This window comes from Streptomyces sp. NPDC032126 (genome assembly GCF_055580085.1).
This window is the reverse complement of record NZ_JBVIMA010000011.1, coordinates 18,519-45,147: the sequence shown is the minus strand read 5'-3', so window position 1 is coordinate 45,147 and position 26,629 is coordinate 18,519. Positions and strand designations below refer to the sequence as shown.

Here is a 26,629-nt window from a genome sequence, read left to right as displayed (position 1 = left end):
CTCCTGGCCCGCGGAGGTGTTTGTGCCCTTGTGAAGGGCATATATCGGTCACACAACTGCACAATGCATGAAGGGAGCCCGCCGTGGACAACGACGTCTCTGCGGGAAGCACCACCACGATCGTCGGCCGACTCGCCCTCGGCGTCACCCTGTTGGCCTTCGGCCTCGGGTACACGGACGTGATCGACGGCGTGACGGCTGCGGACGCCGTATCCATCGCCCACTACGTCGGCGGCGTCGCGCTGTTCGTCGCCGGCCTTCTCGCCCTCCGCGACCGCGACACCGTGAACGGGACCGCCTTCGCGGCCGTCGGCGCCTTCTGGTTCACCTGGGCCGTCTCCGCCGGCAACCAGGTCTCCGACAACGCCGCCGGACTGTTCCTGCTGCTGTTCGCCCTGGTGGCGCTCTCCCTGACCGTCTCCGGGGGCGACCAACTCACCCAGGGGACCTACGGGTTGTTCCTCGTCGCGCTGGTGCTGCTCGCGATCGCGCGCTTCGGCGACACGGATGGCCTTGCCAAGGTGGGCGGTTGGTTCGCCGTCGCCGCGGGGGCGGTCGCCTGGTACGCGGCGACCGCGGCGTTGGCTCACTGGCCGACGACGCTTCCGCGACGGGCTGCCGGCCGGGGGGTGACGGCCACCGGCTAGTGGGCAGCCGATGCCGGGGAGTTGGGCGACCCCGGCGCACATGAGCGGACCCCCCGTGAAGGTGGCATCACGTGGGGGTCCGTTCCGTCTCTGTCTGAACTACTCGACCGTGACCGACTTCGCGAGGTTCCTCGGCTTGTCGATGTCGCGGCCCAGGGCCTTCGCCGTGTAGTACGCCAGGAGCTGGAGGGGGATGCCCATCAGGATCGGGTCGAGCTCGTCCTCGTTCTTCGGGACGACGATCGTGCGGTCCGCCTTCTCCTGCTCCTGGTGGGCCACCGCCAGGATCTGGCCCGAGCGGGCCTTGATCTCCTCCAGGGCCGCGCGGTTCTTCTCCAGCAGGTCGTCGTCGGGGACGATCGCGACCGTGGGGAGGGCGGGCTCGATGAGGGCCAGCGGGCCGTGCTTGAGCTCGGAGGCCGGGTAGGCCTCGGCGTGGATGTACGAGACCTCCTTGAGCTTCAGGGAGGCCTCACGGGCCACCGGGTAGCCCCGGACGCGGCCGATGAAGAGCATCGAGCGGGCCTCGGCGAACTCGTCGGCCAGCTTCTTGATCTCCTCCTCCTGGGCGAGGATCTCGGCGATCTGGCCGGGCAGCTTGCGCAGGCCCTCGATGATCCGCTTGCCGTCGCGTACGGAGAGGTCGCGGGTGCGGCCGAGGTGCAGGGCGAGCAGCGCGAAGGCGACGGTGGTGTTGGTGAAGCACTTCGTGGAGACCACGCAGACCTCGGGGCCGGCGTGCACGTAGACGCCGCCGTCCGCCTCGCGGGCGATCGCGGAGCCCACCACGTTGACCACGCCGAGGACCCGCGCGCCCTTGCGCTTCAGCTCCTGCACGGCGGCGAGGACGTCGTACGTCTCACCGGACTGGGAGACGGCGATGTACAGGGTGTCGGGGTCGACGACCGCGTTGCGGTAGCGGAACTCGGACGCCGGCTCGGCGTCGGCGGGGATGCGGGCCAGCTCCTCGATCATCTGGGCGCCGATCATGCCCGCGTGGTACGAGGTGCCGCAGCCGAGGATCTTGACGCGGCGGATCTGGCGCGCCTCGCGGGCGTCCAGGTTGAGGCCGCCGAGGTGCACGGTGGAGAAACGGTCGTCGATGCGGCCGCGCAGCACGCGGTCCACGGCGTCGGCCTGCTCGTGGATCTCCTTGTGCATGTACGTGTCGTGGCCGCCCATGTCGTAGGAGGCGGCCTCCCACTCGACGGTGGTGGGCTCCGCCGTCGTACGGGTGCCCTCCGTCGTGTAGGTGCGGAAGTCGTCGGCCTTGAGGGTGGCCATCTCGCCGTCGTCGAGGGTCACTATCTGCCGGGTGTGGGCGACCAGCGCGGCGATGTCCGAGGCGACGAACATCTCCTTCTCGCCGATGCCGAGGACGACCGGGGAGCCGTTGCGGGCGACGACGATGCGGTCCGGGAAGTCGGCGTGCATGACGGCGATGCCGTAGGTGCCCTCGACCACGTGCAGCGCCTGGCGGACCTTGTCCTCCAGCTTCTCGGCCTGCGAGCGGGCGATGAGGTGGGTGAGGACCTCGGTGTCGGTCTCGGAGAGGAACTCGACGCCGTCCGCTTCCAGCTTCTTCCGCAGGTCGGCGGCGTTGTCGATGATGCCGTTGTGGACGACGGCGACCTTGCTGTCGGCCGACATGTGCGGGTGGGCGTTCAGGTCGGACGGGGCGCCGTGGGTGGCCCAGCGGGTGTGGGCGATACCGGTGGTGCCCTTGAAGCGGGCCGGGACCTTGGCCTCCAGGTCGCGCACGCGGCCCTTGGCCTTGACCATCTTCAGGCCCGCCGACTTCGGGGAGCTGACGACGATGCCCGCGGAGTCGTAGCCGCGGTACTCCAGCCGCTGCAGGCCCTCCAGCAGCAGCGGGGCCACATCACGCTTCCCGATGTATCCGACGATTCCGCACATGTATACGTATTCCTAGCCGTAGACGATGCGGCGCAGCTGCCGGAGGGTGAGCTCCGGCGGTGCGACCGCCCGGTATCTCAGGTCCGCCTCGATCCGTTCGAAGATCTCCGCGTTCACCAGGCCCTGGGCCTGGAGCTCGCGGTGGCGGCGACGGACGTACTCCTCGGTCGTCTCGTCGAAGTAGGCGAGCACGTCCTGGATCACCCGCAGTGCCTCGCCCCTGTTCAGGGGGGTGGAGCGCGTCAGGTGATCAACGAGTTCGTCGTGCACCCGGTAGATCCTGGGGTACCGAGCCGAGTTTCGCAAGAAACCTGCCCGATATCGGGCAGCCCTCTGCAGGCAAAACTTGGACGGTCATTGAATCGCTCATGAGTGCCTGTTCGTGAACCGTCCATCCGGCGTCTTGCGGCCCGTCGCCTGGGAGGACGAGTTTCAGACGCCATGGACCTTCCTCGCATGGGCGTACCCGACGAGCTCGCCGAGCGCATGAGCATGGCCGAGCAGCACGAGTACCTTCGCTCCAAGTTCTCCCGGCGCACGATGATCAGAGGCGGTGCCGTCACCCTGGGCGCCGTCGCCGGTGGGGTGTTCGTCCCGGGCGCCACCGCCCGGGCCGCCGTCCCCACCCCGTCGGCCGCGCCGGCCACCGAGCATGTCGACGGTGCCCTCGTCGCCCCCTTCGGCCGCCACCTCGCCTACGGCAACGACCCCCGTACCGAGATGACCGTCTCCTGGCAGGTGCCGGTCGCCGTCAAGAAGCCGTTCATCCGCATCGGCGCCCACCCCTGCGACCTCTCCCGCAAGATCGAGGCCGAGGTGCGCACCCTGTACACCCCGGCCGGCGTCGGCGCGAGCGGCGACCGCACGCAGTACTACCTGCACGCCAAGCTCACCCATCTGCGCCCCGGCCGCACCTACTACTACGGCGTCGGCCACGAAGGCTTCGACCCCGCCCAGCCGCATCTGCTGGGCACCCTCGGCACCTTCACCACCGCGCCCGCCGCGAAGGCGCCCTTCACCTTCACCGCCTTCGGCGACCAGGGCGTCAGCTACCACGCCCTCGCCAACGACAGCCTGATCCTCGGCCAGAACCCGGCCTTCCACCTGCACGCCGGCGACATCGCCTACGGCGACCCCGCCGGCGCCGGCAAGACCACCGACACCGGCTTCGACTCGCGCACCTGGGACCAGTTCCTCTACCAGACGGAGTCGGTCGCCAAGTCCGTGCCGTGGATGGTGAGCTTCGGCAACCACGACATGGAGGCCTGGTACTCGCCCAACGGCTACGGCGGCGAGGAGGCCCGCTGGACCCTCCCGGACAACGGCCCGGACGCCAAGAACCTGCCCGGCGTCTACTCCTTCGTGCACGGCAACACGGCGGTCATCTCCCTCGACCCCAATGACGTCTCCTTCGAGATCCCGGCCAACCTCGGCATCTCCGGCGGCACCCAGACCACCTGGTTCGAGACCCAGCTGAAGAAGTACCGGGCCTCGAAGGACGTCGACTTCATCGTCGTCTTCTTCCACCACTGCGCCTACTGCACCTCCACCGCGCACGCCTCGGAGGGCGGTGTCCGCCAGGAGTGGGTGCCGCTGTTCGACAAGTACCAGGTCGACCTCGTCATCAACGGCCACAACCACCAGTACGAGCGCACCGACGTCATCAAGGCGGGCGAGGTCGTCAAGAAGCTGCCGATCGGCGGCACCGCCTACCCCGAGACCGAGGGCGTCGTCTACGTGACGGCGGGCGCCGCCGGCCGCAGCCTGTACGCGTTCACCGCCCCCGACTCCTACGAGGGACACGAGCACGAGGTCGACTCCGTGGCCTCGTTCGTCAACCTCAAGGACGGCAAGCAGAACGAGACCGTCGCCTGGTCCCGGGTGCGCTACCTCAACTACTCCTTCCTGCGCGTGGACGTCACGCCCGCGCCGAAGGGCCGCTGGACCACCCTGAAGGTGTCGGGCATCGCCGAGACGGGCGACCGCATCGACCACTTCACGGTGGCGCGCCGAGCGAAGTAGGGGATCTCACAGCCGCTTGAGGACCGCCTGTTTGGCGAAGGTGAACTCCTCGTCCGTCAGGACCCCCGAGCGGTGCAGCTCACCGAGTTCCCGCAGGCGCCGCAGCAGGGCGTCGTGGTCGCTGTCACCGGCGGCCGGCAGGGCCGCCCCGGCCCCGTCGGCCGCCGCCAGGGTGTCGTGCGGCGCGGCGTCCCGCCGTACTCCGTCGCGTACGCCGTCACGGGCCGCCGCCGGGTGCGGCAGCCGGGCCTGGACGGCCGCCGCGACCAGCGCCATCAGCGGGTCCTTCTTGAAGCCCCACAGCTCCACCGCGTTGGGGTCGTACTTCGCGGGCGCCTTGGTGGCCGCGCCCCGCACGGTGAAGCGCAGACAGCCGTTCTCCAGGCCGACCGCCGGATGCCACTCCACGTCCGTGATGTCGGCGAGGGGCAGGCTGCGGGCGCCGGCGGCGGCCTTGGCCTCCTCCGTCTTCCAGTTCCACTCCAGGCGCACGTGCTCGCCGTCGAAGCCGGCGGTGCCGTCCCCGGCGGACACGGTCAGCGGCAGGGCGGGGCCCGGCAGCAGATACGCGTCCACCGGGTCGGCCGGGACCCGGTCGAGCAGCAGGGCGTTGCGGACCTCGTCCACCAGGTACTCGGCGACGCCGTACCGGTCGGACTCGACGAGCAGCTGATACGGGTCGTGGGGTTCGCGCAGCCGGCCCCGGGTGGCGTGCAGCAGGGGGTCGGCGCCGTCGCGCAGCCGCAGCCTGAGCCGCCCGTTCCGCTTGCCCTGCTCGAAGGAGATCCCGCTCAACGCGCCCAGGGGGACGACCAGTTCACCCAGCTGCCGACGCAGCGGGCTGATGTTCTTGTCCCGTCCGGGAGTCAGCCGCAGGGCGTCGCCGTCGAAGACCCAGGTGCCGTCCTTCTGGATGATTTCCGCCATGGGGGGATTGTCTCCCAATCGGGACGGCACCGACGGGTCAGAACCCGGCGATCGGGTTCTTCAGGGTGCCGATCAGCTGGAGCGCCCCGGAGGGGTCCGCCAGGTCCACCATCTGCTTGTTGTCGCGCAGTTGGAGCCGGTTGAGGCAGGACAGGGCGAACTCGGGGGCGAACATGTCGTACTGGCGGAACCGGTCGGCCAGATGCGGCACGGACTCCTGGTACTCGCGGGTGACCTCGGCGACCGTGCGCCAGAAGCCGTCCTCGGTCAGGACGCCCTCCTCGGCGAGGTTCGCGGCGAGGAAGCGGAAGAAGCAGTCGAAGACGTCCGTGAAGATCGACAGCAGCTTCGTGTCCTCGGGGACCTCCACCCGGATGCGGGCGACCTCGGGAGGCAGCACCGCGTCCGGGTCCATCACCGCGATCTCCTCGGCGATGTCCTTGTACACCGCCCGTGTCACGACGCCGTCCCTCAGGACCAGGATCGTGTTCTCGCCGTGCGGCATGAAGACCAGGTCGTAGGCGTAGAAGGAGTGCAGCAGCGGGGTGTAGTAGGCGCGCAGGTAGTGCCGCAGCCATTCGGTGGCGGGCAGGCCCGACCGTTCGATCAGCGCGCCGGCCACGGAGCGGCCCTCGTGGTCGACGTGGACCAGCGAGGCCATGGTCGCCAGGGACTCGCCGTCCCGGAGGGCGGACACCGGGCTCTCCCGCCACAGGGCGGCCAGCATCTTGCGGTACGGCGAGTAGCGGTCGGTGGCCCGCTCGTACTCCAGGTGCCGGTAGCCGACGGCCGCCCGCTCGCGGATGATCGTGAGGCGGGTCGACTTCAGCACCGGGTCGCTCTCGATGAGCTGGGCGAGCCAGTCGTTGATCGCGGGGGTGGCCTCCATGTAGGCGGCGGACAGGCCGCGCATGAAGCCCATGTTGAGGACGGACAGGGCCGTCTTCACATAGTGCTTGCGGGGGTCGGAGGTGTTGAAGAAGGTCCGGATGGACTGCTGGGCCAGGTACTCGTCGTCGCCCTCGCCGAGGCAGACGAGGTGCCGGCGGGCGACCTCGGCGGCGAAGGTGACCGTCAGCTTGTTCCACCACTGCCAGGGGTGGACGGGTATGAGGAGGTAGTCGGCGGGGTCGAGGCCCTGCTCGGTGAGCGTGGCGCGGAATCGGTTCAGGGTGGCCTCGCCCAGCTCGTCCCGCAGGAACGACTCGTGGTCGACGCCGACGCCCGCCGTGAAGGCCGCGCGGGAGCGGTGCGCGGCCAGCCACACCAGCCGGACCGGGCTCGCGGTCTCGGGGGCGTACGCCAGGTACTCGTGGACGCCGAAGCCGAGCCGCCCGTTGTTGGCGACGAAGCAGGGGTGCCCCTCGGTCATGCCGGTCTCGATGGCCTGGAAGCCGCCGTCGAGGAGCTCGGCGACCGTGACCTGCGGCTTGGTGAGCTTGTAGCAGGCGCCGGAGAGGGTGGAGGAGATCTCCTCCAGGTAGACCGGCAGGATCTCGTCGCTCAGGCCCAGGGACTGCTTCAGCTCGATGAAGAAGTCCAGTGCGGCGAGCGGGAGTTCGGCGCCCTCACGGGTGCGGACGATGGAGCCGGCGTCGATCTGCCAGTGGTCGAGGGCGCGGCGCACGGCCGTGAAGCGGTACGACGTCAGCCCGTCGTCGCTGCGCACGACATACGCGTCCCCGTCGGCCTCGGGCGTGATCAGCCGCTCGTGCGCGAACTCGGCGAGGGCCTTGCGCAGAAGGTGGCGGTTGGCCTGCTCCCAGCGTTCGGGGGAGAGGTGGGCCACGGCGTCGGTGAGGTTCACGCGCGCACCCCCGTCGCCGCGACGAACTGCTCCCGGGTGCAGAAGCTCAGCAGCGCCCTCTTCTCCGGCTTGTCGATCTCCCGCTCGGGCACGAAGCCGACGGCCTCGTTCAGGGCGTGGACGGCCTTGTTGGCCACGTCCGGTTCGACGACGACCCGCGCGGTCGCGGGGTCCTCGAACAGATGGGCCATCACGGCGGTGATGACGGCCCGGGTGAAGCCGTGGACGGGCCGGTCGGTGGGCGCGACCAGGAAGTGCATGCCGACATCGCCGGGCCGCGGCTCGTAGAGCCCGACCAGCTCGCGGTGGGCGGGGTCGTAGTGCTCCATCAGGAACGCCGGTTCGCCGTCGTGCAGTCCGAGCAGCGCGTGGTGGTGCTCGTCGGCGGCGATCTCCATGTAGGCCCGCTCGACGTCCTCCAGCCGGGCGTCCTGCATCATCCAGAAGGCGGCCTTGGGGTGGGTGACCCAGGAGTGCAGCAGCTCGGCGTCCTTCAGCGGGTCGAGGGGACGAAGGGTGAGGTTCATACGCCGAACTCCTGGAACGCGATGGTCTTCTCGACCGGGTAGTACTCGGTGCCGAGCAGCTCTCGGATGATGGTGCTGTTGCGGTAGGCGCCCATGCCGAGGTCGGGGCTGGTGACGCTGTGGGTGTGGACGCCGGCGTTCTGCAGGAAGATCCCGCGCCCCGTCACGTCGATGGCGTAGTTGCGGGCGACGTCGAAGCGGCCGTGGCCGTCGTGGCGCAGCCGCTCGCGCACCGGGGCGAGGAAGGCCGGGGGCTCGTAGTGGTAGCCGGTGGCGAGGACCAGGCCCTCGGTGTCCAGCTCGAAGTCCTTGTCCTGCTCGTCCTGGTGGAAGCCCAGCGTGTACGTGCCGTCGGCGTACCGCGCGCTGGTCAGCGAGGAGTTGGTGAGCAGACGGGTGGGGACCGGGCGGTCGCCGCTCTCGACGTTCTTCTGGTACAGCAGGTCGAAGACCGCGTCGATGAGGTCGGAGTTGATGCCCTTGAACAGGCCCTTCTGCTGCTTCTCCAGCCGGTAGCGGGTCTCCTCGGGCAGCGCCCGGAAGTAGTCGATGTAGTCCGGGGAGGTCATCTCCAGCGTCAGCTTGGTGTATTCGAGGGGGAAGAAGCGCGGGGAGCGCGTCACCCAGTTCAGCTGGTAGCCGTGGACGTCGATCTCGGACAGCAGCTCGTAGTAGATCTCGGCGGCGCTCTGGCCGCTGCCCACGATCGTGATCGACTTCTTGGTCAGCAGCTCCGCCTTGCGGTGCATGTACTGCGCGTTGTGGAACAGGCCGCCGTCCAGGCCCCGGCAGGGCTCGGGCACGAAGGGGACGGTGCCGGTGCCCAGGACCAGATGGCGGGCGCGGTAGGTGTCACCGTTCGCGGTGCTCACGACGTACAGCTCGTCCTCGTACGTCACCTCGGTCACCGTCGTTCCGTAGCGGACGCAGCTCAGCTTCCCGGCGGCCCAGCGGCAGTAGTCGTCGTACTCGACGCGCAGCGGGTAGAAGTTCTCACGGATGTAGAAGGAGTACAGCCGGCCCTTCTCCTTCAGGTAGTTCAGGAAGGAGTACGGGGAGGTCGGGTCGGCCAGGGTGACCAGGTCCGACATGAACGGCGTCTGGAGGTGGGCGCCGTCGAGGAACATGCCGGCGTGCCACTCGAAGTCGGGCTTCGACTCCAGGAAGACGCCGTCGAGTTCGGTGATCGGCTCGGTCAGGCAGGCGAGGCCGAGGTTGAAGGGGCCGAGCCCGATGCCCACGAAGTCGTAGGTCTTTTCCGTGGTGTCAGCAAGCGCGGTCAAGGGACTCTCCCAGGTACTGCTCGGCATGGTCGGCGATCAGGTCGAGGACGGCGGCGATGTCCGACGCCTTCGTCTCGGGGTTGAGCAGGGTGAACTTCAGGTAGTGGCGGGCGCCGACCTTGGTGCCCGCGACGATGGCGTCACCGGAGGCGAACAGGGCCTTGCGGGCGTAGAGGTTGGCGCGGTCGATCTCGGCCGGGTCGGTGACGGCGGCGGGGATGTAGCGGAAGACCAGGGTGGACAGCGTCGGCTCGACCACGACGTCGAAGCGGGGGTCGGCGGCGAGCAGGTCGAAGCCCTGGACGGCCAGGTCGCAGACCTCGTCGAAGAGCCGGCCGATGCCGTCGGCGCCCATCACGCGCAGGGTCACCCACAGCTTGAGCGCGTCGAAGCGGCGCGTGGTCTGCAGGGACTTGTCCACCTGGTTGGGGATGCGCTCGTGCACCATGCGGCGGGGGTTGAGGTACTCGGCGTGGTAGGTGACGTGGCGCAGGGTGGCCGCGTCGCGGACCAGCAGGGCCGATGAACTCACCGGCTGGAAGAAGGACTTGTGGTAGTCGACGGTGACGGAGTCCGCGCGTTCGATGCCGTCGACGCGGTCCCGGTACTTGAGGGAGGCGAGCAGCCCGCAGCCGTAGGCGGCGTCGACGTGCATCCAGGTGCCGTACTGCGCGCACAGCTCGGCGATCTCGGGCAGCGGGTCGATGGAGCCGAAGTCGGTGGTGCCGGCCGTGGCGACCACGGCCATGGGGATCAGGCCGTCCCTCGTGCAGCGCTCCAGCTCACGGGCGAGCGCGACGGTCTGCATCCGCTTGTCGTGGTCGACGGGGACGGAGATCACGGCGTCCTCGCCGAGGCCGAGCAGTTTCGCCGACTTCCGCACGCTGAAGTGGCTTGCCTCGGAGGCGAAGACGCGCAGCCTGCCGAGGTCGCCGCTCTTGTTCTCCTCGCGGGCCAGCAGCAGCGCCTGGAGGTTGGACTGGGAGCCGCCGGAGGTGAACACCCCGTCCGCGGCAGGGCCGAGGCCGATACGGCCGGCCGTCCAGTCGATGAGCTTGCGCTCGATCAGGGTGGCGCCGGCGGACTGGTCCCAGGTGTCCAGGGAGGAGTTGACGGCGGAGAGGATGGCCTCGCCGAGCACGGCCGGGATGACGACCGGGCAGTTGAGGTGGGCCAGATAGCGGGGGTGGTGGAAGTAGATCGCGTCCCGCAGATAGACGTCCTCCAGCTCGTCGAGCACCGCGTGGGTGTCGTGCAGCGGCTGGTCGAGGTCGATCGCGTCGATGGCGGGAGCGAGGGCGTCGACCGTGACGCCGGTGAACGGACGGTTGGTGGCGGCGATTTTGGCGGCCACCCGCTCGACTCCTTCGGTCACGGAGCGGCGGTACTGCTCCGCGGTCGTGTCATTGAGCAGGTGCGAGCGCATGGTGGGGGTCCTCCGGAGGTGGGGACGGTCCGCTGCGGACGGACGCGGGGGCGGGGAGCCTCGATCTTGCTTAGGTTAGCCTAACCTAAGCTACCCACTCCGAACCGCACCCCTTCCGTGACGGTACTCACGTTTGTCGCGGCATCAACAACCCTATTCAGTCAGGGAGTTGGGGCTCCGATCAGATTCCAGCCGGACTCCAGCCAGGCTTCAGGAGGGCATGCCGAAGGGCGCCGAGGAGCATGGGGGACCCCTCGGCGCACCCAGGGTGCGGTCCGCGACTAGGCGACCTTCTTGGCCTTCTCCAGAGCCGCCGCCAGGTTCTCCAGCAGCGGCACGCACTTCGCGTACGACAGGATCGGCTCCGGCGACCGGGCGATGACCTGGCCCGCCTTCACCGCGGGCAGCTTCTTCCAGGTCGCCTCGGTGATGTGGGCCGGCTGGATCGTCGAGGACCGGTCGTCCATCATGATGATGTCCGCCGCGTACTTGTCGACGTTCTCCCAGCTCAGCGACTCGTACCAGCCGCCGCCCTGCGCCTTGGCGCTCTCCGGCGGCTCGACGAAGTTCACGCCGAGCGCCTTGAAGTACTCCAGGTCGATGGAGAGGTTGGTGCCGGAGACGTAGAACAGCTCCTGGCTGGCGGACCCGGCCATCACCTTGATGTCCGGCTTGGCCTTGGCCGCGGCGCGCAGCCGGGCCGAGGCGGCCTCGAACTTCTTCTTCCCCTCGGTGACGGCGGCGGCCGTCATGTCCGCGCCCAGCGACTCCGCGAGTTCCCACATCCGCTGGAGCGGAGCGGTCAGCTGACGGTCGTAGACGGAGACGGCGACGCTCGGGGCCAGCTTGGCGATCTTGTCCTTGGATGCCTCGGGGACGTACCAGAGGGTGCCGGCGTTGTCGAACATGGTGGAGATGAGGAAGTCGGGCGCGAGGGCGGCGTACTTCTCGACGTTGAACTCGTCCCAGACGTTGCCCAGGATCTCCACCTTGCTGATGTCCATGTCGCCGGCCTGGACATCGGCCTTGCCGTCGGTGGTCTTCGTCGGGCCGAACACGCCCTTGACCTGGATGCCGTAGTCGAAGAGCGCGGCGCCGACGCCGGTGAACGCGACGATGTTCGACGGGACCTTGTCGAGCTTCACGGTCGTGCCGCGGTCGTCCTTGAACGTCCAGGGGCCGGACTTGGCGGAGGTGCTCGACGTCGTGCCCGAGCCACCCTTTTTCGCGTCGTCGTCCCCGCAGGCCGCGAGCGCGGCGCCGAGACCGAGGGCGCCTCCGGCGGCGAGGATGCCGCGACGGGTCGGATGAGTGGCTCTGGCGTTGGACATGGACACGCTGCTTTCGAACAGGGCGGGGCGCCCGCCGGACAATTCGAAGGTAGGTTAGCCTAACCTCAGAAGTTGTCCAGAGGGCGCCCCTCGATTCCCAAGCCGCGCGCGCCGCGTGGGCGTCGAGTCTCAGCCCACGAGCCCCAATTCCCTGGCGATCAGCATCCGTTGCACCTCGCTCGTGCCCTCGCCGATCTCCAGGATCTTGGAGTCACGCCACATCCGGGCCACCGGATACTCGTTCATGAAGCCGTAGCCGCCGTGGATCTGCGTGGCGTCACGGGCGTTGTCCACGGCGATCGTCGACGAGTACAGCTTGGCCAGGGCCGCCTCCTTCTTGAAGGGAGCGCCACTGACCAGCCGGGCCGCAGCGTCGCGCCAGGCGAGCCGGGCCGTGTGCGCCTTCATCTCCATGTCGGCGATCTTGAACTGGATGGCCTGGTTGGCGCCGATCGGCCGGCCGAAGGCGTGCCGCTCCTTGGCGTACTTCACCGACTCGTCCACACAGCCCTGCGCCAGACCGGTCGCCAGCGCCGCGATGGCGATCCGGCCCTCGTCGAGGATCCGCAGGAACTGGGCGTAGCCGCGCCCCTCCTCACCGAGCAGGTTCGCCGCCGGGACCCGCACATCGGCGAAGGACAGCTCGCGGGTGTCCGAGGCGTTCCACCCGACCTTGGAGTACGGCGCCGCCACCGTGAAGCCGGGCGTGCCCGACGGGACGATGATCGCCGAGATGAGCGGCTTGCCGTCCGGCTTGCGACCGGTCACCGCGGTGACCGTCACCAACCCCGTGACGTCCGTGCCCGAGTTGGTGATGAAGCACTTCGTGCCGTTGATCACCCACTCGTCCGTCTCCGGGTCGAGACGGGCCGTCGTCCGGGTCGCGCCCGCGTCCGAGCCGCCGTCCGGCTCCGTGAGGCCGAAGGCGCCCAGGACCTCGCCGGCGCACAGCCGGGGGAGCCAGGTGCGCTTCTGCTCCTCGGTGCCGAAGAGATGGATCGGCATCGCGCCCAGCGACACCCCGGCCTCCAGGGTGATCGCCACGGAGGAGTCCACCCGGGCCAGCTCCTCCAGCGCCACGCCCAGCGCGAGATAGTCGCCGCCCATCCCGCCGTACTCCTCCGGGAACGGCAGCCCGAACAGGCCCATGCGGCCCATCTCGCGCACGATCTCGTACGGGAACTCGTGCCGCTCGTAGAAGTCGCCGATCTTCGGTGCGACCACGTCGTGCGCGAACGCCTCGACCGTGCGGCGGAGTTCTTCCAGTTCGGGGGAGAGTCGGAAGTCCATGACTGTGATCACTGCTCCTGGTGGTCCTGGCCGGCCTCGTCGTCCTTGTGGGACAGGGCTCGGACGGTGCGGGACGGGCTGGGTCGGCCCAGTTGTTCGGCCATCCACGCGCTGGTGGCGACGAGACGGTCCAGATCGACCCCGGTGTCGATACCGAGGCCGTGCAGCATCCACACGAGGTCCTCGGTGGCGAGGTTCCCGGTGGCCGACTTGGCGTACGGGCAGCCGCCGAGACCGCCGGCGGAGGCGTCGACGGTGGTGACGCCGTGCTGGAGGGCGGCCAGGGTGTTGGCGAGGGCCTGGCCGTAGGTGTCGTGGAAGTGCACGCCGATCACATGCGTCGGCACGCCCTGCTCGTTGAGCGTCGACAGCAGTTCGAGGACATGGCCCGGCGTGGCGACGCCGATCGTGTCGCCGAGGCTCAGCTCGTCGCAGCCCATGTCCCTCAGCGCCTTGCACACGCGCACGACCTGGTGGACGGGGACCGGCCCCTCCCACGGGTCGCCGAAGCACATGGAGACATAGCCGCGGACGTGCAGGCCCTCGTCCTTGGCGCGGGCGACGACCGGGCCGAACACCGCCAGCGACTCGTCCAGCGTGCGATTGAGGTTGGCCTTCGCGAAGGACTCCGTCGCGCTGGCGAAGACCGCGATCCGGCGCGCGCCGAGCGCCAGCGCCCGCTCCAGACCGCGGTTGTTGGGGACCAGCACGGGCAGCCGGACCCCCGTCAGATCCCGCACCAGCGGGAACAGCTCCGCCGAGTCCGCGAGCTGCGGCACCCACGCGGGGTGGACGAAGCTGGTCGCCTCGATCGTCGTCAGGCCCGCGCCGGCGAGACGGCGCACGAACTCCGCCTTGACCTCGGTCGGCACGGTCGACTTCTCGTTCTGCAGTCCGTCACGGGCGCCGACCTCGTGGATCCGCACCCGCGGGGGCAGGCCCTGGGCCGGTACGACCATGGGGAGTCCCGGTGCCGTCATTCCTCGGCCTCCTCGTGCGGTGCGATGACGGCCAGCACCTGGTCCATGGCGACCGTCGAGCCGGGGGTCACGTCCAGTTCGGCGACCGTGCCGGCGTGCGGGGCGGAGATGACGTGTTCCATCTTCATCGCCTCCACCACCAGCAGGCTCTGCCCGGCGGCCACCTCGTCGCCGACGGCGACCTTCACCACCGTCACGGTCCCCGGCATGGGCGCGGTGAGCGAGTCGGCGCCCGCGTGCGCGGCGCGGTTGAGGGAGGCGGCGACGGGGTCGTGGTCGCGGACGTGCCAGGCGTCGCCGTCGCGGCCCAGCCAGTCGGCGGCGCGGTGGAAGGTGTGGCGGACGCCGTCGAGGGTGACGCAGACCCGGTCGGGGGTGACGGTGTGGGTGCCCCGGGGGGTGTGCTCCACGGGGTCCTGCACGCGCAGCGGGAAGGTGACGGCCCGGGGGGTGCCTCCGAGGCGCCAGCCGCTCGGCACGGAGAAGGGGTCCGTCCAGCCCGTGTCCCGCGGCTTCAGCGCGTCCAGCCGCACGGCGGCCGCCGCCTCGTACACCTCTTCCGGTACGTCCGTGGTGACGAGGTCGTCCACCACCCGCTCGACCAGACCGGTGTCCAACTCGCCCGCCACGACGTCCGGATGGGCCAGCAGCCGGCGCAGGAAGCCCGCGTTGGTCTGCACGCCGAGGGTCACCGTCTCCGCGAGGGCCGCCCGGAGCCTTCTGATCGCCGTCGCGCGATCGGGGCCGTACGCGATGACCTTGGACAGCATCGGGTCGTACAGGCTGCCCACCTCGGTGCCCGCGCTGAGCCCGGAGTCCGTGCGCACCCCGTCGCCCCGCGGCTCGTTCAGCAGCAGCACGGTGCCGCCGGACGGGAGGAATCCGCGCGCGGGGTCCTCCGCGCAGATCCGCGCCTCGACCGCGTGCCCGGTCAGCCGGACGTCCTCCTGGCCGAAGCCCAGCCGCTCGCCCGCCGCGATCCGCACCTGCCACTCCACCAGGTCGAGCCCGGTGACGAGTTCGGTGACCGGGTGCTCCACCTGGAGGCGGGTGTTCATCTCCATGAAGTAGTACGACGACGGGTCGTCGCCGGGGACGATGAACTCGACCGTGCCCGCGCCCCGGTAGCCGCAGGAGCGGGCCGCCTCGACCGCGGCCTCGCCCATCGACGCGCGCGTGGCCTCGTCGAGCAGGACGCTCGGCGCCTCCTCGATGATCTTCTGGTGCCGTCGCTGGAGGGAGCACTCGCGCTCGCCCAGGTGCACGACCTGGCCGTGCCCGTCGGCCAGGACCTGGATCTCGATGTGCCGGGGCCGGTCGATCCACCGCTCGACGAGGAGGGTGTCGTCGCCGAAGGAGACGCGGGCCTCGCGGCGGGCGGCGGCGATCTCGTCGGCGAGCAGCGCGGCGTCCCGCACCCGGCGCATGCCCTTGCCGCCGCCGCCCGCGGACGGCTTGAGCAGCACCGGCAGACCGATCTCCAGGGCCGCCTCGGTGAGCTGGGCGTCCGTCAGGCCGCTGCCGCTCGACCCGGGGACGACCGGGACGCCGGCCTCCTTCACCGTCCCCTTGGCCCGGATCTTGTCGCCCATGAGGGAGATCGCGGAGGCCGGCGGCCCGATGAACACCAGGCCCGCGTCGGCGCACGCGCGCGCGAAGTCGGCGTTCTCCGCGAGGAAGCCGTACCCGGGGTGGACCGCCTGGGCGCCGGTGCGGGCGGCGGCCTCCAGGATGCGCTCGATGTGGAGATAGCTCTCGGCGGACGGCGCCGGACCGATCCGTACCGCCGTGTCGGCCTCCCGGACGTGCCGCGCGTCGGCGTCCGCGTCGGAGAAGACGGCCACCGAACGCACACCCAGGGCGCGCAGGGTGCGGATGACGCGGACCGCGATCTCGCCCCGGTTGGCGACAAGCACTGTGTCAAACATGGGTCCTCACATCCGGAAGACGCCGAACTGGGGGTCGCCCAGCGGCGCGTTGGCGCAGGCGGTCAGGGCCAGACCCAGCACCTGGCGGGTCTCCAGGGGGTCGATGACGCCGTCGTCCCAGAGCCGGGCGGTGGCGTAGTAGGCGTTGCCCTGGCGCTCGTACTGGGCGCGGATCGGCGCCTTGAAGGCATCCTCGTCCTCGGCCGGCCAGTCGTCGCCGCGCGCCTCCAGCTGGTCGCGCTTGACGGTCGCGAGGACCGACGCGGCCTGCTCGCCGCCCATCACCGAGATCTTGGCGTTGGGCCACATCCACAGGAAGCGGGGGGAGTAGGCCCGGCCGCACATCGAGTAGTTCCCCGCGCCGTAGGAGCCACCGACGACGACGGTCAGCTTCGGCACGCGCGTGCAGGCGACGGCGGTGACCATCTTCGCGCCGTGCTTGGCGATGCCGCCCGCCTCGTAGTCCTTGCCGACCATGAAGCCCGAGATGTTCTGGAGGAAGACCAGGGGGATCCCGCGCTGGTCGCACAGCTCGATGAAGTGGGCGCCCTTCTGGGCGGACTCGGAGAACAGGATGCCGTTGTTGGCGACGATGCCCACCGGGTGGCCGTGGATCCGGGCGAAGCCGGTGACCAGGGTCTGCCCGAACTCGGCCTTGAACTCGGCGAACCGCGAGCCGTCGACCACGCGCGCGATGATCTCCCGCACGTCGTAGGGGGTGCGGGGGTCGACAGGCACCGCGCCGTACAGCCCGGCGGGGTCGACCTTGGGCTCCACGGCCGGGGTGACCTCCCAGGGCGGCGTCCCGCGCGCGGGGAGCGTGGCGACGATGTTCCGCACGATCCGCAGCGCGTGCGCGTCGTCCTCGGCGAGGTGGTCGGTGACGCCCGACACGCGCGAGTGGACCTCGCCGCCGCCCAGCTCCTCGGCCGTGACGACCTCGCCGGTGGCGGCCTTCACCAGCGGGGGCCCGCCGAGGAAGATCGTGCCCTGGCCGCGCACGATGACCGCCTCGTCGCTCATGGCGGGCACATACGCGCCGCCCGCCGTGCACGAGCCGAGGACCGCGGCGATCTGCGGGATCCCGGCGCCCGACATCCGGGCCTGGTTGTAGAAGATCCGCCCGAAGTGGTCCCGGTCCGGGAAGACCTCGTCCTGCATGGGCAGGAAGGCGCCGCCGGAGTCGACCAGGTAGAGGCACGGCAGGCGGTTCTCCAGGGCCACCTCCTGGGCGCGCAGATGCTTCTTCACGGTCATCGGGTAGTAGGTGCCGCCCTTGACCGTGGCGTCGTTGGCGACGATCACGCACGCGCGGCCGCTGACCCGGCCGATGCCGGCGATCACCCCGGCGGCCGGGGCCTGTCCCTCGTACATCCCGTCGGCGGCGAGCGGGGCGAGCTCCAGGAAGGGCGAGCCCGGGTCGAGCAGCGTGTCCACCCGGTCCCTGGGCAGCAGCTTGCCGCGCGCGGTGTGCCGCGCCCGCGCCTTCTCACCGCCCCCCAGGCGTGCGGCGGCCAGCTTCTCGCGCAGCTCCTCGGCGAGCGCGCGATGCGCCTCCTCGTTGGCGCGCCAGGCCGCCGACGCGGGGTCTGCCGCGCTGGTCAGCTCCGGTGCCTCGTGCATCCTGCGATCCCCTCACCCTGTTAATGAGCGTTAACGCATTTCCTTCAGGTTAACGACCGCTAACCTCCCTGTCTAGAATTGCCCTCATGGCCACCAGAACCGACGCCCCCACCCGCCGCGAGCAGATCCTCAAGGAGGCCGCCCGCCTCTTCGCCGAGCGGGGTTTCCACGGCGTCGGGGTCGACGAGATAGGAGCCGCCGTCGGCATCAGCGGTCCCGGTCTCTACCGCCACTTCCCGGGCAAGGACGCGATGCTCGCGGAGCTGCTCGTCGGCATCAGCGGCCAGCTGCTGACCGGGGCGCGGCGCCGTCTCGCGGAGGCCGACGGGGTGCCCGCCGGGGCCGTCCTCGACTCGCTCATCGAGGGCCACATCGACTTCGCGATCGACGACCGCCCCCTGATCACCCTGCACGACCGCGAGCTGGACCGCCTCCGGGACAGCGACCGCAAGCTGGTGCGCCAGTTGCAGCGGCAGTACGTCGAGCTGTGGGTGGAGGTGGTCCGCGAGGTGTATCCGGCGCTCACCGAGCCCACCGCCCGCTCGGCGGTCCACTCGGTCTTCGGCCTGCTGAACTCCACCCCGCACCTGGGCCGCCCCGGCTCCCTGCCCGGCCGGGGGGCGACGGCGGAACTGCTGCACAAGATGGCGCGCGGCGCCTTCGGGGCGGCGGCGGAGGACCGCGCGCAGGCGTGAGTCGGCGCCGCGGGGCATCCAGACCTCGTCCAGTCCCGGCGGTACAGACTGAGCGAAGAGTGACAGACGTCTCTGGACGACTTCTATACTCGCCGGTACGGTGATGTGAGCAAGCGCTTAGACAGGGCGGCCGGCCCAGCTGATGTACGTGGAGGTGGCGGCATGCGCCGTACGGTGTTCAACGAGGATCACGAAGCGTTCCGGGAGACCCTCCGGGCCTTCATCGAGGCCGAGGTCGTCCCCGTCTACGACGAGTGGTTCGAGGCCGGCCAGGCGCCGCGCGAGTTCTACTACAAGCTCGCCGAGCTGGGCGTCTTCGGCATACGCGTCGACGAGGAGTACGGCGGCGCCGGCATCGACTCCTACAAGTTCGAGGCCGTGCTGTACGAGGAGACCGCCCGCGCGGGCGTCCAGTTCGGCGGCTCCGGCGTCCACGTCCTGCTCGGCCTGCCCTACATCAAGCTGCTCGCCACCGACGAGCAGAAGAAGCGCTACCTGCCGAAGTTCGTCTCCGGCGAGGAGATGTGGGCCATCGCGATGACCGAGCCGGGCACCGGCTCCGACCTCGCGGGCATGAAGACCACCGCCAAGCTCTCCGAGGACGGCACGCACTACGTCCTCAACGGCGCCAAGACCTTCATCACCGGCGGCGTCCACGCCGACCGCATGATCGTCTGCGCCCGCACCGCCGCGCCCACCGCCGAGGACCGCCGCCACGGCATCTCCCTCTTCGTCGTGGACACCAAGGCCGAGGGCTACTCCGTCGGCCGCAAGCTCGACAAGCTCGGCCTGAAGACCTCCGACACCGCCGAGCTGGCGTTCGTCGACGTCAAGGTGCCCGTCGAGGACCTCCTCGGCGAGGAGAACAAGGGCTTCTACTACCTCGGCCACAACCTCGCCTCCGAGCGCTGGGGCATCGCCTTCGGCGCCTACGCGCAGGCCAAGGCCGCCATCCGGTTCACCAAGCAGTACGTCCAGGACCGCGTCGTCTTCGGCCAGCCCGTCGCCGCCTTCCAGAACACCAAGTTCGAACTGGCCGCCTGCCAGGCCGAGGTGGACGCCGCCGAGGCCGTCGCCGACCGCGCCCTGGAGGCCCTGGACGCCGGCGAGCTGACGCCCGCCGAGGCCGCCAGCGCCAAACTGTTCTGCACCGAGGTCGCCCACCGCGTCATCGACCGCTGCCTCCAGCTGCACGGCGGCTACGGCTTCATGAACGAGTACCCGATCGCCCGCCTGTACGCGGACAACCGCGTCAACCGCATCTACGGCGGCACCAGCGAGATCATGAAGTCGATCATCGCGAAGGACATGGGTCTGTAGGACGACCACGATCACTGGCCGGTACCACCACACGCCATGAGCCAGGCACTCCAGGATCTCCTCGATCTGCTCGACCTCGAGCAGATCGAGGAGAACATCTTCCGCGGCCAGTCCCGCTCCGCCGTCGTCCCGCGCGTCTTCGGCGGGCAGGTCGCCGCGCAGGCGCTGGTCGCCGCCGGGCGCACGGTCCCGGCGGACCGGCCCGCGCACTCGCTCCACGCGTACTTCCTGCGCATGGGCGACCCGGGCGCGCCCATCGTCTACACCGTCGAGCGGATGCGCGACGGCCGCTCCTTCACCACCCGCCGGGTGGTCGCCGTCCAGCACGGCAGGCCGATCTTCGCCCTCTCGGCGTCCTTCCAGACGTACGAGGAGGGGCTGGACCACCAGACCCCCATGCCGCCCTCGCCCGACCCGGCCACGCTGCCCACCTCCCAGGAGCGGCTGCGCGGCTACGACCACCTCGACCCCGACGTGGTCGAGCGGTTCCTGGAGGCGCGCGAGGCCATCGACCTGCGCTACGTCGACGAGCCGCCGTACGGGAAGTTCGGCGAGCCGCGCGAGCCGCACAGCCAGGTGTGGTTCCGCACCAACGGCAAGCTCGACGACGATCCGCTGCTGCACGTCGTCATGGCCACCTATGTCTCCGACATGACCCTGCTCGACTCGGTGCTGCTCGCGCACGGCCGGGGCGGCTGGGCGGTGGGGGACGTCGTCGGCGCCTCACTGGACCACGCGATGTGGTTCCACCGCCCGTTCCGCGCCGACGACTGGCTGCTCTACGACCAGGAGTCACCGTCGGCCCACGGCGGCCGGGGCCTCGGCCAGGCCCGTATCTACACACGGGACGGCCGGCTGGCCATCTCGGTGATCCAGGAGGGCGTGGTCAGGGTTCCCCGCTGACCCCGCCGGTCAGGCCAGGCCCGCCTCGGCCAGGAGATACGCGGTCATCGGCTCGTAGAAACGCGGGCTGAGCACATGGTCGTCGAGCGGGACGGCGACCTGGACGGTGCCCTCCGTCTCGGCGACGAACAGCGCCGGGTCGTTGCAGTCCGCGTAGCCGACGGAGTCGACGCCGTGCTGTCCCGCGTAGCCGGCCCAGCCGTGGTCGGCGACGACGAGGTCGGGCAGCGGCCGGCCGGTCCGCTCCAGGGCCGTGAGGATGGCCTTCATCGGCTCGCCGGAGTGGGTGTGCCACAGGGTCGCGCCGTGCTCCAGCACCGCCACGTCCGCGAACTGCATGACGTACCCCTCGTCGGTCTGCAGCCCGTCCGGGATGACCACGATCTCGCAGCCCGCCGCGCGCAGGGCCGCGGCGGTGGCGTGGTGCACGTTCAGCAGGCCGCCCGGGTGGCCGGTGGCGAACAGCACCCGCTGCCGGTCCTCGGCCGCCTTGCGCAGCCGGCTCGCCAGCCGCTCCAGACCGGCGACGGTCAGCTCGGGGTCGATGGTGTCCTGGCCGTACCGGTACTCCGGGTCGTCGCTCACGCCGACCTTCTCGGCCATCACCGCGAGCACGTCCTGCTCGTCGCTCCAGCGGTCGCCGAGCTCCAGGCCGAACCAGTAGTGGCGGTTGCCGTTCGCGAGCTGGCGGTAGTGCGAGAGGTTGTTCTCGCGGGGCGTGGCCACGTCGCCCGCGATACGCGTTCTGACGAGATGATCGACGAGCTCCGCGCGGCTGGGTGTCCCGGGTATCGGCATGGTGTCCATTGTGGGGCAGCGGCCTGTCCGCGTCGTCGGGGTTTCGGCCGCTGGGACGTGGGTCACCCCGGTCAGTTCTGCCGCAGCGCGAACCACAGCTCCATACGGACGTCCGGGTCGTCCAGATCCGCCTCCAGCAGGGCCGCGCAACGGGCGATGCGCTGGCGGACGGTGTTGCGGTGCACCTTCAGCGCGACGGCGGTGCGGTCCCAGCTCCCGTGCAGGGAGAGCCAGGCGCGCAGCGTCTCGGGCAGGGCGGGCGTCCCGGCGATCGGGGCGAGCAGGGCCCGGGCATGGGCCTCGGCCTCACCGGCGGGGACGAGACCGGCCAGGCCCGTGCGCGCCCCGTGCCGGACCAGCGGGCCGCGGGTGGCCCGGGCCCGGGCGAGGGCGCGACCGGCCTGGGCATCGGCGAGGGCCAGCTCCCCGGCCGCCACCACCGGACTGACCCCGAGGATCCAACCGGGACACGGCACGGGCTCCTGCCCCTCCGGCACGAGAACCCGCACGATCCCGTCGGCGACATCGACGAGCGACGATCCGAGTGCGGCGCCGAGGGCGGAGGCGGTGATGGGGTCGGGGGTGTGGGCTTCTTCCTGGCTGCCCGCGGTGCCCGGCGCACCGGCGGTCTCCGGGTCCGGGCAGGCGTGGATCACCGTCCAGCGGGCGGCGCCGAGTCGTGGGGCCACCTCCTCCGGCGTGGCGCCCAGCAGCAGGCGTACGAGCGCCGAGGAGCGGGCCGTGCCCGAGCCGCTGCGCTGCTCGCCGGTGAGGAGGGAGAGCAGGACGGCGGCGACGGAGGCGATCGTGTGGTCACCAGGGGTGCGCTGCGGGGCGGCGACGCCCAGCACGAGACCCCGGCCGGCGCCGAGGGCGTAGGCGGCCAGGTGGGTCGCGGCGACGGTGTCGGTGGCGGTGGTGAAGGGGCGGACGGTGACGACCTCTGCGAGCTCGGCCAGCGCGGCGCCCGCCCGGTCGTCCGGCGCCGGACCGGCGGACGCGATCTCGGCGCCCTCCGGCCCGTACAGCACCGCCCGCCCGCCGAGCCGCTGGGCGAGCTGCCGCAGCACGGAGGGGACCGGGTCCGGGCGGGACGCGGCGGAGGCGAGGCTCTGCTGGGCCTCCGTCACCCGGCGCAGCTCGGCGAGCCGGGCCCGCGCCATCAGCTGCCACACCGCTCGGGCCACACCCGAGAACGTGGTCCCCGGCGGCACCTCCAGCAGGGGCAGCCCGTGGGCGTCGCAGGCGGCCACCAGGGCGGGCGGCACGGTGTCGTGCACCGGCGCGAGACCGAAGCCGAGCGCGGCGCCGCCGGCCGCCACGATCCGGGTGACGTAGTCGTCGAAGTACGACGCGTCCGCCGTGTCCGGGATGTGCACGCCCGCCGTCAGCAGCAGGTCACCGCCCAGCAGATACGGGTACGGGTCGGCCATCTCCGAGGTGTGGGCGCCGTGGACGACGGTCCCGGGGCCGGAGGGTCCGGCGATCTGCCGCAGGGCGAGGTCCTCGCGGGCGAGGAGTGCGGCGAGGGGGACGGGGGGAGCGGGGGGAACGGCGGGGTCCGGCACGGTGGATGTTTTCTCCATGGTCTCCGGGTGTAATGGAGGAAACGTACACTTCGCAGTCGCCGCCGGGCCACCTAGGGTCGAAGCTGGTCGCCTGCGCAGGACGGCGCACGGCGCACGGCGCACACGAAGGAAGGCCTTGACCATGAGCAGCAACGAGACGCCCCGCGGCCCCGTCGACTCCTCCCGGATCCCGCGGTACGCCGGCCCCGCGACCTTCGCCCGGCTGCCCCGGCTGGACGAGGTCGGCCGCGCCGACGTCGCCGTCGTGGGCGTGCCGTTCGACTCCGGCGTCTCGTACCGGCCGGGCGCCCGCTTCGGCGGCAACGCGATCCGCGAGGCCTCCCGGCTGCTGCGCCCCTACAACCCGGCGCAGGACGCCTCCCCCTTCGCGCTCGCCCAGGTCGCCGACGGCGGTGACATCGCGGTGAACCCGTTCAACATCAACGAGGCCGTGGAGACGATCGAGGCCGCCGCCGACGAACTGCTCGGCACCGGCGCCCGCCTGATGACCCTGGGCGGCGACCACACCATCGCGCTGCCGCTGCTGCGCTCGGTCGCGAAGAAGCACGGCCCGGTCGCCCTGCTCCACTTCGACGCCCACCTGGACACCTGGGACACCTACTTCGGCGCGGAGTACACCCACGGCACGCCGTTCCGGCGCGCGGTCGAGGAAGGCATCCTCGACACCTCCGCCCTCTCCCACGTCGGCACCCGCGGCCCGCTCTACGGCAAGCAGGACCTCACCGACGACGAGAAGATGGGCTTCGGCATCGTCACGTCCGCCGACATCTACCGTCGCGGCGCCGACGAGGTCGCCGACCAGCTGCGCCAGCGCATCGGCGACCGCCCGCTGTACATCTCCATCGACATCGACTGCCTGGACCCCGCCCACGCGCCGGGCACCGGCACACCGGAGGCCGGCGGCATGACCTCGCGCGAACTCCTGGAGATCCTGCGCGGCCTGGCATCCTGCAACCTGGTCTCGGCGGACGTCGTCGAGGTGGCCCCCGCGTACGACCACGCGGAGATCACCTCGGTGGCCGCGTCCCACACGGCGTACGAACTGACCACGATCATGTCCCGTCAGATTGCGGAGGCTCGCGAGCAGTGACCCACGACCACGACCTGGTGCTCCGTCCGACGCAGGCCCAGATCTCGGCGGCCCTGAACCCTCCCGCCGGACGCAACGGCGGAGACCTGGTCGTGGAGACACTGGCCGGGCTCGGCGCGACCACCGTCTTCGGCCTGCCCGGCCAGCACGCGCTCGGTGTGTTCGACGCGCTGCGCCGCTCCGACCTGCGCTACGTGGGCCTGCGGGTGGAGAACAACGCCGGGTTCGCGGCGGACGCGTACGGCCGCGTCACCGGCGAGGCGGCCCCGCTGCTGCTGTCCACCGGCCCCGGCGCGCTGACGTCCCTCCCGGCGCTCCAGGAGGCCGCGGCGGCCTCCGCCCCCGTCCTCGCGATCAGCAGCCAGATCCCGACGGCCGGGCTGGGCGGCGGCAGGCACGGCTATCTGCACGAACTGCCCGACCAGGCCGCCTCGTTCCGGGGCGTGGTGAAGTCGGTGCACACCGTCCGCACGCAGTCCCAGATCCCGTCCGCGATCACCGCCGCCTGGAAGTCGGCGCTCTCCGCGCCCCACGGCCCGGTGTGGGTGGAGATCCCGCAGGACGTGCTGCTGGCCGAGGCGCGTGTGCCGGTGGTGACGGTCGGGGACGCCTTCCCCGAGGAGCTGCCCCCGCGCCCCGAACTGACCGCGGTGGCCGCCCACTTGCTGTCCGGTGCGGCCCGTCCGGCGATCATCGCGGGCGGGGGAGTGATCCGCGCGGACGCGGCGGGCAAGCTGCGGCGGCTCGCGGAGCGGATCCAGGCGCCGGTCGTGACGACCCCCGGCGGCAAGGGGGCGTTCCCCTGGACGCACCCGCTGTCGCTCCAGTCCTGGATCGAGGACCGCCACACCACGGACTTCCTGGAGGACGCGGACGTCCTGCTGGTGGTCGGTTCGGGCCTCGGCGAACTGTCCTCGAACTACCACACGTTCCGCCCCCGCGGCCGGGTGATCCAGATCGAGGCCGACCTCGGCAAGCTGGAGTCCAACCATCCGGCGCTGGGCATCCACGCGGACGCGCGACTGGCGTTGCAGGCGCTGCTGGAGACGGTTTCCGAGCGCGTCGACCCGACGGCGCCGGAGCGGGTGCGCGAGGTGCTGGCGAAGGTCGCCGACCGCCTCGCCGCCCAGGAACTCACCCTGGAACAGGGCCTGTTGCGGTCCATCCGGCGGGCCCTGCCCACCGATTCCCCGTCCTTCTGGGACATGACGATCATGTCGTACTGGGCCTGGTCGGCCTTCGACGCGCACGCCCCGAACCTGATGCACTCCGCCCAGGGCGCGGGTGGCCTCGGCTACGGCTTCCCGGCGGCCCTGGGCGCGGCGGTGGCGGATCCCACGCGCCCGGTGCTGGCGGTGTCCGGCGACGGCGGCGCGCTGTACTCGATCGCGGAGCTGGCGACGGCGAGGCAGTACGACCTCCCCGTCACCTGGCTGATCATCGACGACGGCGGCTACGGCATCCTGCGCGAGTACATGACGGACGCCTTCGGCCGGTCCACGGGGACGGAACTGACCCGCCCCGACTATGTGGCCCTCGCGGAGTCCTTCGGGGTCCCCGGGATCCGTACGACCCCGGAGACCCTGGAGCCCGACCTGGCGAAGGCGCTCGGCTCACCCGGCCCGTCGGTGGTCGTACTCCCGGCGGTACCGCGGATGTTCGCGCCCACGCACCTGTAGGCCGGCCCCTACCAGATCGCCTCGACCCACTCCGGGTGGTCGATGAACGGGTTGCGGTTGTGCTGGTAGGTGTCGTAGATGACCTGGTTGCGCTTCTCCTCGAAGGCGCTCGGCGGGTCCTGCTCGTTCCATGCCTTGAGGACCGAGAGCTTGCCGATGTACGGGTTGCTGCCGTTGCCCACCTTCTCGTTGGGCTCCAGGTCGGCGAAGCCGTCGTCGCCCTCGTAGCGGACCGCCATGTAGAGGATCATGCGGGCCACGTCGCCCTTGTCGGCGTCGCGCGGCTCGAAGGAGTCGGAGTCGACGCGGCTGCCGCCGCCGTTCGTGACCGCGCTGCCGCCGTTGTCGAAGTCCAGGTTGCCGCGGATGCTGTTGACCTGGACGTCGGCGGGCCGCAGGTGGTGCAGGTCGGTGCCGGGGCCGGTGACCTCGCCGAAGTCGCCGTGGGACTTGGCCCAGACGTGCTCGCGGTTCCAGTCGCCGAGGTCGCCGCCGCTGAGGGACTTGGCGCGCGAGACCCCGCTGTACAGCAGGATCACGTTGTTGCTGTTGTTCGGGTCCTGGTCGGTGACCTTGAGCGCGTTCCAGACCGCGGAGTACGAGATCTTCGTCTGGCTGCTGATGATCGTGTGGAGGGAGGCCTTCAGGCTCGCGCCCGTCTTGCCGACGGCGTTCTTGTAGTACGTCGAGTCGTACGAGGTCGTCGTCGCCGCGGCCGGGGTCGCCGTCAGGGCGGGAGCGGTGAGGCCGACCAGCACGGCGGAGGTGGCCAGCGCCACCGCCCTCCAGTGGCCGGTACGTGTCGCCAGCTTCATGTGGGGAGTCCGATCTACGCGGGTTGAATGGA

At 70.8% G+C, this 26,629-nt stretch carries 22 protein-coding genes; 7 read left to right on the top strand and 15 right to left on the bottom strand.

All coding sequences use genetic code 11. The features are described from left to right. The first annotated feature begins 83 nt into the window (after positions 1-83). Positions 84-647 carry a GPR1/FUN34/YaaH family transporter gene (locus tag ACZ5NW_RS32800; protein WP_468747648.1) on the top strand — a complete coding sequence of 188 codons (564 nt, stop codon included), beginning with the start codon at positions 84-86 and terminating at the stop codon, positions 645-647. A 99-nt stretch (positions 648-746) separates the two neighbouring features. Here ACZ5NW_RS32800 and glmS read toward each other — a convergent pair whose 3' ends face one another. Together glmS and ACZ5NW_RS32790 are read right to left on the bottom strand one after the other, a co-directional pair. Further along, entirely contained in the window at positions 747-2,564 is a 1,818-nt protein-coding gene (gene glmS / locus ACZ5NW_RS32795; protein WP_468747647.1) for a glutamine--fructose-6-phosphate transaminase (isomerizing), read from the bottom strand. 12 nt (positions 2,565-2,576) lie between these two features. After that, the gene (locus ACZ5NW_RS32790) at positions 2,577-2,834 is read right to left on the bottom strand and encodes a hypothetical protein (RefSeq protein ID WP_468747646.1); all 258 of its coding nucleotides are present in this window, start codon (positions 2,832-2,834) and stop codon (positions 2,577-2,579) included. 186 nt (positions 2,835-3,020) lie between these two features. On the opposite strand from ACZ5NW_RS32790, the gene ACZ5NW_RS32785 reads away from it, so the two are divergent. Next, positions 3,021-4,586 carry a purple acid phosphatase family protein gene (locus ACZ5NW_RS32785; protein WP_468747645.1) on the top strand — a complete coding sequence of 522 codons (1,566 nt, stop codon included), beginning with the start codon at positions 3,021-3,023 and terminating at the stop codon, positions 4,584-4,586. A 6-nt stretch (positions 4,587-4,592) separates the two neighbouring features. On the opposite strand, the gene ACZ5NW_RS32780 is transcribed toward ACZ5NW_RS32785, so the two are convergent. From ACZ5NW_RS32780 to ACZ5NW_RS32735, 10 genes are all read right to left on the bottom strand, one after another. Further along, complete coding sequence (locus ACZ5NW_RS32780) at positions 4,593-5,513, bottom strand: DUF4429 domain-containing protein (RefSeq protein WP_468747644.1); 921 nt, start codon at positions 5,511-5,513, stop codon at positions 4,593-4,595. Between the two features lie 37 nt (positions 5,514-5,550). Next, a complete protein-coding gene (locus tag ACZ5NW_RS32775; protein ID WP_468747643.1) occupies positions 5,551-7,320 on the bottom strand; it encodes an IucA/IucC family protein in 1,770 nt (589 codons plus the stop codon). Next, entirely contained in the window at positions 7,317-7,847 is a 531-nt protein-coding gene (locus ACZ5NW_RS32770; RefSeq protein WP_468747642.1) for a GNAT family N-acetyltransferase, read from the bottom strand. The genes ACZ5NW_RS32775 and ACZ5NW_RS32770 overlap by 4 nt, the downstream gene beginning before the upstream one ends. Next, positions 7,844-9,157: a lysine N(6)-hydroxylase/L-ornithine N(5)-oxygenase family protein gene (locus tag ACZ5NW_RS32765; RefSeq protein ID WP_468747641.1), complete on the bottom strand. Its 1,314-nt coding sequence runs from the start codon at positions 9,155-9,157 to the stop codon at positions 7,844-7,846. Before ACZ5NW_RS32765 ends, ACZ5NW_RS32770 begins: the two co-directional genes overlap by 4 nt. Beyond that, the gene (gene desA, locus ACZ5NW_RS32760) at positions 9,114-10,556 is read right to left on the bottom strand and encodes a lysine decarboxylase DesA (RefSeq protein ID WP_468747640.1); all 1,443 of its coding nucleotides are present in this window, start codon (positions 10,554-10,556) and stop codon (positions 9,114-9,116) included. Before desA ends, ACZ5NW_RS32765 begins: the two co-directional genes overlap by 44 nt. A 281-nt stretch (positions 10,557-10,837) precedes the next feature. Continuing rightward, a complete protein-coding gene (locus ACZ5NW_RS32755) occupies positions 10,838-11,887 on the bottom strand; it encodes an ABC transporter substrate-binding protein (protein WP_468747639.1) in 1,050 nt (349 codons plus the stop codon). 129 nt (positions 11,888-12,016) lie between these two features. After that, positions 12,017-13,177, bottom strand: a complete 1,161-nt coding sequence (locus ACZ5NW_RS32750) for an acyl-CoA dehydrogenase family protein (protein ID WP_468747638.1) — start codon at positions 13,175-13,177, stop codon at positions 12,017-12,019. An 8-nt stretch (positions 13,178-13,185) separates the two neighbouring features. Further along, positions 13,186-14,157 carry a hydroxymethylglutaryl-CoA lyase gene (locus ACZ5NW_RS32745; protein WP_468747637.1) on the bottom strand — a complete coding sequence of 324 codons (972 nt, stop codon included), beginning with the start codon at positions 14,155-14,157 and terminating at the stop codon, positions 13,186-13,188. Further along, entirely contained in the window at positions 14,154-16,085 is a 1,932-nt protein-coding gene (locus ACZ5NW_RS32740) for an acetyl/propionyl/methylcrotonyl-CoA carboxylase subunit alpha (protein WP_468747636.1), read from the bottom strand. Before ACZ5NW_RS32740 ends, ACZ5NW_RS32745 begins: the two co-directional genes overlap by 4 nt. A gap of 6 nt (positions 16,086-16,091) precedes the next feature. Next, positions 16,092-17,708 (bottom strand): carboxyl transferase domain-containing protein, encoded by a 1,617-nt coding sequence (locus tag ACZ5NW_RS32735; protein WP_468747635.1) that lies wholly within the window; start codon positions 17,706-17,708, stop codon positions 16,092-16,094. 86 nt (positions 17,709-17,794) lie between these two features. On the opposite strand from ACZ5NW_RS32735, the gene ACZ5NW_RS32730 reads away from it, so the two are divergent. The 3 genes from ACZ5NW_RS32730 (at position 17,795) to ACZ5NW_RS32720 (ending at position 20,626) form a co-directional block, all read left to right on the top strand. Further along, the gene (locus ACZ5NW_RS32730; protein ID WP_468747634.1) at positions 17,795-18,403 is read left to right on the top strand and encodes an SACE_7040 family transcriptional regulator; all 609 of its coding nucleotides are present in this window, start codon (positions 17,795-17,797) and stop codon (positions 18,401-18,403) included. A 162-nt stretch (positions 18,404-18,565) separates the two neighbouring features. Then, on the top strand, positions 18,566-19,723 hold the full coding sequence (locus ACZ5NW_RS32725; protein ID WP_468747633.1) for an acyl-CoA dehydrogenase family protein: 1,158 nt from the start codon (positions 18,566-18,568) through the stop codon (positions 19,721-19,723). 36 nt (positions 19,724-19,759) lie between these two features. Continuing rightward, the gene (locus tag ACZ5NW_RS32720; RefSeq protein ID WP_468747632.1) at positions 19,760-20,626 is read left to right on the top strand and encodes an acyl-CoA thioesterase; all 867 of its coding nucleotides are present in this window, start codon (positions 19,760-19,762) and stop codon (positions 20,624-20,626) included. 9 nt (positions 20,627-20,635) lie between these two features. On the opposite strand, the gene ACZ5NW_RS32715 is transcribed toward ACZ5NW_RS32720, so the two are convergent. Together ACZ5NW_RS32715 and ACZ5NW_RS32710 are read right to left on the bottom strand one after the other, a co-directional pair. Further along, positions 20,636-21,424: a phosphatase gene (locus ACZ5NW_RS32715; RefSeq protein ID WP_468747631.1), complete on the bottom strand. Its 789-nt coding sequence runs from the start codon at positions 21,422-21,424 to the stop codon at positions 20,636-20,638. A 71-nt stretch (positions 21,425-21,495) separates the two neighbouring features. Continuing rightward, entirely contained in the window at positions 21,496-23,010 is a 1,515-nt protein-coding gene (locus ACZ5NW_RS32710; RefSeq protein WP_468747630.1) for a PucR family transcriptional regulator, read from the bottom strand. 124 nt (positions 23,011-23,134) lie between these two features. Here ACZ5NW_RS32710 and speB point away from each other — a divergent pair, with 124 nt between their 5' ends. Together speB and ACZ5NW_RS32700 are read left to right on the top strand one after the other, a co-directional pair. Next, entirely contained in the window at positions 23,135-24,103 is a 969-nt protein-coding gene (gene speB, locus ACZ5NW_RS32705) for an agmatinase (RefSeq protein WP_468747629.1), read from the top strand. Then, the gene (locus tag ACZ5NW_RS32700; RefSeq protein WP_468747628.1) at positions 24,100-25,782 is read left to right on the top strand and encodes a thiamine pyrophosphate-binding protein; all 1,683 of its coding nucleotides are present in this window, start codon (positions 24,100-24,102) and stop codon (positions 25,780-25,782) included. Before speB ends, ACZ5NW_RS32700 begins: the two co-directional genes overlap by 4 nt. Positions 25,783-25,790: 8 nt before the next feature. Here ACZ5NW_RS32700 and ACZ5NW_RS32695 read toward each other — a convergent pair whose 3' ends face one another. After that, a complete protein-coding gene (locus tag ACZ5NW_RS32695; protein ID WP_468747627.1) occupies positions 25,791-26,597 on the bottom strand; it encodes an endonuclease I family protein in 807 nt (268 codons plus the stop codon). Positions 26,598-26,629: the final 32 nt, after the last annotated feature.